Origin of the sequence: uncultured Thiodictyon sp., assembly GCA_903837595.1 — a bacterium.
Taxonomy (GTDB): domain Bacteria; phylum Pseudomonadota; class Gammaproteobacteria; order Chromatiales; family Chromatiaceae; genus Thiodictyon.
Genome location: CAILVI010000228.1, coordinates 1 through 8686, shown reverse-complemented (window position 1 = coordinate 8686; position 8686 = coordinate 1). Strand labels below are relative to the sequence as shown.

Sequence of the window (8686 nt, the reverse complement as noted above, 5' to 3'; positions counted from 1 at the left end):
GCCGCGCCCGCCGCCGCCGCGCCCAAGCCGGCCGCGGCTCCGGCGGCCAAAGCACCCGCTGCCAAGACCGCACCGCCCGCCCCCGCGGCGGCACCAAAGCCCTGGTCACCGCTCGATTTGTTCCGCTGAAATCGCGCCCGGTAGGGCCAGGCGTCCTGGGGTCGCTCGACCCCGACTTGGAAGACTGAACCGACGGCGCGGGGCACGGATGCCCCGCGGAGGTTGGCGAAGCGCTATTCCTGCACGAAATCACCGAGGCTGCCTGCGCAACCATCGCCCTCGGCGGACGGTTTAAGCCACGCTTCCAGTTGCTTGGTTCGGGTGACGGTCAGCTCAGTGAGATAGCCCGCCTGGCACATGGGCAGCATGCTGCCGTAGAACCCTGTTTCCCGTTCCGGGAACTTCATCGCCAGCTCCGCGTCTCGCCACTGTATCCATCGCCGCTGGGCGCTTTTCAGATTCTTCAGAAATACAGGATTCTTGGCGTACTTGCGAAGAATCCGTTGATATGCAGTGGTTAATTTCCTATCGGCGGACTGGTACTCCTCACTACTTCCCTGGTTCATCTCAAACTGCGTTTGGGCAACCAGGGTCGCCGTCGGCGCCAAGAGTAAGACAGCACAGAGCAGGAGCGCTCGCATAAGATCTCCGGATTTGACCAGGGGGGAGTTGATCACCGTCTCGGCCAGCCGTCCTCAGTCAGCAACAGGAGGTGGAGCCTTTAGCCGGTGGGGGGTTTCCGACGTTCCAACAGGGTCGTAGGTTGGGGTGAGGAACGAACCCCAACATCTGCCGCGGGGGCAACCCTCTGTTGGGGTTCGCAAAGCTCACCCCAAACTACGCAACTCTTTTCAGTTCAGCGATCGTACTCGTTGAAAAACAGCGCCATGCGTCCACTCGCGGTCGGACAGACCATAGCTAAGTCGGCTGGCGGATCAAACAAATTCGGCGGCGGCTCAATCCGCCTACCATCAATGACGCGCCTGTAGTAGTGGAGAACAATCAAGAATAGGCCCGCCATCGCATTGAGTACGTTCTCGAGGTTTGCAAGAGCGAAGTGCTCGCCTCGTTGATGTTTTACCTTGTTGTGGGCACTCCAGCAATCAGGCGTCTTGTCTTCCTGCCAATTACTCCAAGGCCGCAAATCCAAGCCATAACGCGGAATGGTGATAAGGGAACTCTCTATCTCTGGCAGGCAGCGCCGTAGCACGGCGCGATACTGTCCTATATTTTCTGCGGTGGCGGCCTTATCCACCAAGAAGCAGAGCTGCTTGGCAACTACATCCACTTCCGATGCTGCAGCCAAGAAGAGGCGAGCCATTTCAATCTTGTGCGCGTCTTCGCTTGGGCATTGATCGTCCGGGCTGCTGGCCCTCGGGGCGCACAGCGCCCAACCCATGCGTGACACCGCTGGAGCGGTGTCACGAGCGCGAGGCTGGGTGCGGTGGCCGGGATCATGATCAAGGCCCGCGCTTGGCTCAGCCCAGCCACTCCCGCAAAGCGACGGCCGTCGGCAGATCTCCACCATCAGCCGCAATCTGCTCCGGCGTCCCCTCGGCCACCACCTGCCCGCCCGCCTCACCCCCCTCCGGCCCCAGGTCGATGACCCAGTCGGCGGCGGCAATCAGGTCCAGGTCATGCTCGATGGCTATCACCGTATGGCCGGCATCCACCAGACGGTGCAGCACGGCGATCAGGCGTTCCACATCGGCCATGTGCAGGCCGACGGTGGGTTCGTCCAAGACATAGAGGGTCGGCCGTGGGTGCGTGCCGTCGGCGCTCGGGCGGGCCTTGGTGAGTTCGGTGACCAGCTTGATGCGCTGCGCCTCGCCGCCGCTCAAGGTCGGGCTGGCCTGACCCAGGCTCAGGTAGCCCAGGCCCACCTCCTGCAATAGGCTCAAGGGGTGGCGGATGGCCGGGTGGGCCGCGAAGACCTCGACCGCCCGGTCCACGTCCAGGGCCAGGACCTCGCCGATGTCGAGCCCCAGGTAACGGACCTCCCGCGTCTCGCGATCGAAGCGGCTGCCGCCGCAGACGTCGCAGGGCACCCGCACGTCCGGCAGGAAGCTCATCTCCAGGCGCTGCATGCCCTGGCCCTCGCAGGCCGGGCAGCGCCCGCCGGTGATGTTGAATGAGAAACGCGCCGCGCCCCAACCCTGGATGCGCGCTTCTGTGGCCGCGGCGAAGAGCTTGCGGATGCGGTCCCAGAAGCCGACGTAGGTGGCCGGGCAGGAGCGCGGGGTCTTGCCGATGGGGGTCTGGTCGACCTCCAGCACCCGGCTCAGTGCGTGCCAGCCGGAGAGCCCGTCGCACCCATGCACGCCCCGCCGCGCCGCCGACTCGCCGCCTTTACGCCCGGCGCGGACCGCCTCATCGGCGTCCCCCAGCAACCCCTTCAGGCTGCGCACCAATACATCCCGCACCAGACTGGACTTACCCGACCCCGAGACCCCGGTGACACAGGTGAGCCGCCGCAGCGGCAGCCGCACATCCATGCCCTTCAAGTTATGCAGCCGGGCACCGCGGATGGCGAGCCACTCGCCCTTGCCCGGGGCCGGCCGGCGCGCCTGGATCTGGAGCCCATGACCGCGGTCGCGCGCCAGGAAGCGGCCGGTGACGGAGTCGGGGGCGGCGATCAGGTCCTCCGCCGTCCCCTGTGCGACCACCCAGCCGCCCTGCACGCCGGCCCCCGGACCCAGGTCGATGACGTGCTCAGCGCGGCGGATGGTCTCCTCGTCGTGTTCGACGACGACGACGGTGTTGCCCCGGTCGCGCAGCCGCGTCAAGGTATCGAGCAGCCGCCGGTTGTCCCGGGGGTGTAGCCCGATGCTGGGCTCATCCAGCACGTAGCAGACCCCTTGCAGGTTGGAACCGAGCTGGGCGGCGAGGCGGATGCGCTGCGCCTCGCCGCCGGAGAGGGTGGGCGCGCCCCGGTCCAGGGTCAGATAGCCTAGGCCGACCTGGGCGAGGAAGGCGAGCCGCTCGCGCACCTCCGCCAGCAGGTCGCGGGCGATGGCGGCCTCGCGCTCGGTGAGTGCCCAAGCGGCCAGGGCATCGGTGGCCCCGGTGACCGTGAGGGCCGCAAGCTCGGCGATGGAGCGCCCGCGAAAGCGCACCGACAGTGCCTCCGGGTTCAGGCGGGCGCCATGGCAACTGGTACAACTCTGGTGCTCGGTCCCGGGCTCCAGCCACTGCCCCTCCTCCCCGGTCTGTTCCCCATCGAACCCGACAAGCTCCAACCCCGAGCCGAAGCAGTCCGGGCACCAGCCGTGTTTTGAGTTGTAGCTGAAGAGCCGCGGGTCCGGCTCCGGGAAGGCGCGCCCGCAACCGGGGCAGGAGCGCGCCGTGGAGTAGGGCGTATCGAGGCCCCAGGCCCCGTCGACGAGCCTCACCACCCGCACCAAGCCATTACCAAGGTCTAGCGCCAGCTCGAGCAGGGTACGCAGTTCGTCTTCAGTCTTCGGGCTGACCTTGAGCTCGCCCACCGGCAGGTCGATGGAGTGCTCGCGGAAGCGGTCCAGACGCGGCCAGGTCCGGGTGTCGACCGGCTCGCCGTCGACCCGCAGCACGAACCACCCCTTGCGCAAGGCCCAGGCGGCCAGCTCGTTGTACAACCCCTTGCGGGCGACGACCAGGGGCGCCATGAGGGCGACCGCTTGGCCGCGCTGGTCGCGCAAGATGCGCGCGAGGATCGCCTCCCGGTCCAGCGGCTCAATGGGCAACTCGCACCCCGGGCAATACTGGGTGCCGAGCTTCACATAGAGCAGGCGCAGGAAGTGGTGGATCTCGGTCTGGGTGCCGAGCGTGCTCTTGGCCCCGCCGCGGCTCACCCGCTGCTCGATCGCAACCGTCGGCGGTATGCCGCGCACCGCCTCCACGTCCGCCCGGGCGGCGGGCTGGACGAACTGGCGGGCATAGGCGTTGAGCGACTCCAGATAGCGCCGCTGGCCCTCGGCGAACAGGATGTCGAAGGCCAGCGTGCTCTTGCCGCTGCCCGACACGCCGGTGATGACGGTAAAACGGCCGCGGGGAATGGCGACGGTCAGGTCTTTGAGGTTGTGCTCGCGGGCGTGAAGGATGTCGATGCAGTGGTCAGTGGAGAGTGGAAAGTGGAAAGCCGCAGCGGTTTGGAGTGCCTGCCCATACGCAGGCGCCGGGGCCTCGGCGATGGCGCTGCCCTGCGTAGGAGCGGCGCCCCCGCCGCGACCCGCCCCATCAGCCACACTGCCGCTCAAGCGACTCGCGACCCCACCGCCCGCCGTTTGCTCCAGATAGTCGCACAAGGCCCGCCCGGTGTGGCTCCCGGCATGTCGGGCCACCTCTGCGGGCGTGCCGACGGCGACCAGTTCCCCGCCCCCGTCCCCACCCTCAGGTCCCAGGTCGATGACCCAGTCCGCCGCCGCGATCAGGTCCAGGTTGTGCTCGATCACCACCAGCGAGTGACCCTCACCGAGCAGCCGCCGCAGCGCCGTGAGCAGCACGGCCACGTCCGCCGCATGCAGCCCGGTGGTCGGTTCGTCCATCAGGAACAGCAGCCCCTGGCCGCTCGACCCCAGGCCAGTGCGGCCCTTGGCCCGCCCGGTCTTGCTCAGATGTCCGGCCAGCTTCAGGCGCTGCGCCTCCCCGCCCGACAGGGTCGGCACCGGCTGGCCCAGGCGCAGGTACCCCAGACCCACCGCGGTCAGGGGCTCGAGCGCGCGGGCGAGTTCGCGATCGTCCGCGAAGCGGGTCAGCGCCTGCGTGGCGGTGAGATCCAGCACGTCGGCGATGGAGAGCTCCGTACCCCCGACCGACGCGGGCAGCCGCACCTCCAGCACCTCGGCGCGATACCGTCGCCCGTCACAGTCCGCGCAGCGCAGATAGACATCGGAGAGAAACTGCATCTCCAAGTGCTCGAAGCCGTTGCCCCCGCAGGTGGGGCAGCGCCCGTTGCCGGCGTTGAAGCTGAAGGTCCCGGCGGTGTAGCCCCGCTCCTTGGCGAGCGGAAGCACGGCGAAGCGCTTGCGCAGCACGTCGAGTGCGCCGACATAGCTCGCCGGATTGGAGCGTGAGGTACGGCCGATGGGCGACTGGTCCAGCAGGGTCACGTCGGCAATCAGCTCATCCCCATCGATGCCGGCGAACTCGCCGGGCGCCTCATCCGGGTGGGCCTTCAACTGACACAATGCGTTATAGAGCACGTCGCCAATCAGGGTGGACTTGCCGGAGCCGGAGACCCCGGTCACCACCACCAGTCGCTGCAGTGGGATATCGACATCCAAGCCCTTGAGATTATGGGCACGCGCCCCGCGGATGGCGATGCGGGGGCTGCCCGGCGGGGGCGGCTCCGGAGTGTGTGGTTCCGCCACCCGGCGGCGGCCGGCGAGATAATCTCCGGTCACTGAGCCCGTGGTGGCCAGCAACTGGGCGGGCGTCCCCTCGAAGCAAAGGTGTCCGCCGTGCTCCCCGGGGCCTGGTCCGATATCGATGATGCGATCCGCCGCGCGCATCAGCTGCGGATCGTGCTCCACCACCAGGAGCGAGTTGCCCTGATCGCGCAGTCGGTGCAGCACACCCACCACCCGGTCCAGGTCGCGCGGGTGCAGGCCGATGCTCGGCTCGTCCAAGACGAACAGGGTATTCACCAGCGCGGTGCCGAGCGCGGTGGTGAGATTGATCCGCTGCACCTCACCGCCGGAGAGGGTGCGGGACTGGCGATCCAGGGTCAGGTACGGCAGGCCCACCGCGCACAAATAGCCCAGGCGGGAGCGGACCTCGGTGAGCACCAGGTCCAGGGCCTGGTCCAGAACGCCCGGGAGTACCAAGTGCGCGAAGAAGTCCCGGCAGCGATCCACCGGCAGGGCCATCAGGTCCTGCATGTTGAGGAGCGCGGGCGTCCCGCCCGCGAGGCCGCCGGGGCGGGACGCCCCGGCTCCCAGACGCCACCCGAGCGCCTCGTCCTTGAGCCGCGCCCCCTGGCAGTTCGGACAGAGGTCATAAGACCGGTAGCGCGACAGCAGCACCCGCACATGCATCTTGTAAGCACGCCCCTCCAGCCAGCCAAAGAACCGCCGGATGCCGACCCAGTCGCCGCTGTCCCAATCGCCGTCCCCCTCACCCTCGATCACCCAGTCGCGATCCGCCTGGGGCAGGTCGCGCCAGGGCACATCGGTCGGGACGCCGCGGCGCTGCGCAAAGCCCAGCAGCGCCTCCTGCACCTCCGCATAGCTCTCCGACTGGATCGGCTTGATCGCCCCCTCGAGCAGCGATTTGCCCGGGTCAGGGATCACCAGCCCCCAGTCGATCCCAATGGTGCGACCGAAGCCGCGACAGGTCTCGCAGGCACCAATGGGTGAGTTGAAGGAGAACAGATTCGGTACGGGCTCACGATAGCTCAGATCGCAGTCCGGGCAGTGCAGGTCGGCGGAGAAGCGCCACGGCTCGCCGAGCTCCTGGTCCGGCCCGACCGGATAGACCAGCACCCGCCCATGGCCGCGCTCCAGGGCCGTCTCGATCGCCTCCAGCGCGCGGCCACGGTTCTCGTCCGTCAGCCGCAGCCGGTCCTGGACCACCGTGAGCACCGGGCCGTCCTCCACCAGCAGCCGCACATAGCCCTGCTGGGCGAGCATCTGCCGGACATCGGCCGCGCCGAGCGACTCCGGCACCGCAACCTGGAAGCAGACCTGCACCCTTGGCCGCTCGACCCCCGCCGTCAGCTGCGCCCAGATGGACTCCGGCGTGTCGCGCTGGACCTCCCGCCCACAACCCCGGCAGAAGAGCCGCGCCGCGCGGGCGAACAGCAGCTTGAGATAATCCGCCAGCTCGGTCATGGTCCCCACGGTGGAGCGGGAGGTGCGCACCGGGTTGGTCTGATCGATGGCGATGGCCGGCGGGATGCCCTCGATCCGGTCTGCCGCCGGCCGGTCCATCCGGTCCAGGAATTGGCGGGCGTAGGGAGAGAAGGTCTCGACATAGCGCCGCTGACCCTCGGCATAGACCGTATCGAAGGCCAGCGACGACTTGCCGGAGCCCGAGACCCCAGTGACGACGACCAACTCGCCTAACGGCAGGTCCAGGTCCAGATTCTTGAGATTGTTCTGCCGTACACCACGCAGGCGGATACAGTCGGGGTGGTTCGGCATAGGTGGGACCGGCCTCACTTCAAAATGGGGCCAAAGCGTAGCGCCGCCGTGGCCAGCATGATCTCGCGAAAGAGCAGGGTCAGCGCGCAGATAAAGGCCAGCATCGCCGAGATGAACAAAACGGCCACGGCCGTGGCGGTGTCAAATGAGAACAGGGCGCTGAGAAACATCAAGGCGATCACCGTGCACACCAGGAGAAGCGTAAGGGTACAGAGCGCGATGGACCGACTGATGACGCGGGCACGCCGCTCCAGCATCAGCATCTCCAGATGCAACGGTCCCTCGCTATCCGGCTCAGCCAGGACGACCCCCTCCACCACCCGCGCCCGGTCGACGATCCGCGACAGTCGGGCGGCCATGACCCCGAGCACGGAGCCGACCCCGGCGAGCAGAAAGACCGGCGCGACTGAGAGCGCGATGAGGTGCGAAATGTCGGAGATCGCTGGTTGTGTGGGCATGGTTAACACCTAACAACAATTAACTTCCAGATCTTCCAAAAGTGCTGCCAAGCTCGCCTCGTCCCAGCGCTCAAGCAGATCCCGCAAATCATTGAGATGGCAGTGCAGGTGATACAGTTCGTCATAGGTCGGCCCCTTGGTCCCATTGAGCTTAGCCTGGAAATAGTCCCAAAAGGGGTCGGCTCTATCGTCCCGCCCCATCGCCTCACGCAGGGCCTCCACCAATTCGCGCGCCTTGGCGTCGCAGTCCAGGCCAACGAAACTGCGATAGCGATCCGTGGTCGCGCCGTCGTTCGATTCAGGATTCAACACCGATCACCTCAGCCCTTGCACCCGATCAGTTCAATCGCATAGCCGTCCGGGTCCTCCACGAAGGCAATGATCGTGGTGCCCGCATTCATCGGCCCGGCCTCGCGGATGATCTTTCCGCCCAACTGCCGGATCTGGGTGCACGCCTGGTAGACATCATCCACCTCCAGTGCGATATGACCGAAGCCCGCACCCAGGACATAGGCACTGGTGTCCCAGTTATAGGTCAGCTCGATGACCGCCTGTTCGGACTCGGCCCCGTAGCCGACGAAGGCCAGGGTAAAGCGCCCCTCCGGATAGTCCTGGCGGCGCAGCAGGGCCATGCCCAGGACCTTGGTATAGAAGTCGATCGACCGGTTCAGGTCACCGACCCGCAGCATCGTATGTAATATTCGCATAGCAATTTCCTCATGATAGTTTGGCGGCGATTGGTCCGCACAGCGGACCCTACGGCTTGGGACGCACCCGTAGGGTCCGCTGTGCGGACCAAGGAACTTGATCGAAACGCCGCCCCCTGGCTCTCGTGACACCGCTCCAGCGGTGTCACGCATGTGTGTTCTCGTTCCCACGCTCCAGCGTGGGAATGCCGTGCGGGCGCTTTGCGTCCAGGCGCCAGACGGGACGCGGAGCGCCCGCCCTTGCTCCCACGCTGGAGCCCTCATCCTTATACACATGTCCTCACCATATCTTCGCGGGCCTGGAGTGCGATGGTGAACTCATGTACGCGCTGCAACCCGATCCAGACCGTCTTGGGGCCGGGATGACCGTCATTCTTGCGGTTGAGGAAGCCGCCCAACG

General features: G+C 66.8%; 8 protein-coding genes. All 8 read right to left on the bottom strand.

Features of this window, described 5'->3' with window-relative positions:
• The coding region (locus QZY44_RS12290) for a hypothetical protein (RefSeq protein ID WP_295446595.1) at positions 1-206 on the bottom strand (206 nt) is incomplete at its 3' end.
• Between the two features lie 27 nt (positions 207-233).
• Complete coding sequence (locus QZY44_RS12285; RefSeq protein WP_295446594.1) at positions 234-641, bottom strand: lysozyme inhibitor LprI family protein; 408 nt, start codon at positions 639-641, stop codon at positions 234-236.
• Between the two features lie 215 nt (positions 642-856).
• The gene (locus QZY44_RS12280) at positions 857-1399 is read right to left on the bottom strand and encodes a hypothetical protein (protein ID WP_295446593.1); all 543 of its coding nucleotides are present in this window, start codon (positions 1397-1399) and stop codon (positions 857-859) included.
• 79 nt (positions 1400-1478) lie between these two features.
• Complete coding sequence (gene uvrA / locus QZY44_RS12275) at positions 1479-7121, bottom strand: excinuclease ABC subunit UvrA (RefSeq protein ID WP_295446591.1); 5643 nt, start codon at positions 7119-7121, stop codon at positions 1479-1481.
• Positions 7122-7135: 14 nt separating this feature from the next.
• Positions 7136-7579, bottom strand: coding sequence for a DUF2721 domain-containing protein (locus QZY44_RS12270; RefSeq protein ID WP_295446590.1), 444 nt, complete (start codon positions 7577-7579; stop codon positions 7136-7138).
• A gap of 9 nt (positions 7580-7588) precedes the next feature.
• Complete coding sequence (cowN, locus tag QZY44_RS12265) at positions 7589-7888, bottom strand: N(2)-fixation sustaining protein CowN (protein WP_295446588.1); 300 nt, start codon at positions 7886-7888, stop codon at positions 7589-7591.
• Between the two features lie 11 nt (positions 7889-7899).
• Positions 7900-8286: a lactoylglutathione lyase gene (gene gloA / locus QZY44_RS12260; protein ID WP_295446586.1), complete on the bottom strand. Its 387-nt coding sequence runs from the start codon at positions 8284-8286 to the stop codon at positions 7900-7902.
• A gap of 266 nt (positions 8287-8552) precedes the next feature.
• A partial coding sequence (locus QZY44_RS12255; RefSeq protein WP_295446597.1) for an IS4 family transposase occupies positions 8553-8686 on the bottom strand: 134 nt, incomplete at its 5' end.

Coding starts and splice junctions, on each gene's coding strand:
- QZY44_RS12285 (WP_295446594.1), bottom strand. CDS start 641: ATGCGAGCGCTCCTGCTCTGTGCTGTCTTACTCTTGGCGCCGACGGCG.
- QZY44_RS12280 (WP_295446593.1), bottom strand. CDS start 1,399: ATGGGTTGGGCGCTGTGCGCCCCGAGGGCCAGCAGCCCGGACGATCAA.
- uvrA (WP_295446591.1), bottom strand. CDS start 7,121: ATGCCGAACCACCCCGACTGTATCCGCCTGCGTGGTGTACGGCAGAAC.
- QZY44_RS12270 (WP_295446590.1), bottom strand. CDS start 7,579: ATGCCCACACAACCAGCGATCTCCGACATTTCGCACCTCATCGCGCTC.
- gloA (WP_295446586.1), bottom strand. CDS start 8,286: ATGCGAATATTACATACGATGCTGCGGGTCGGTGACCTGAACCGGTCG.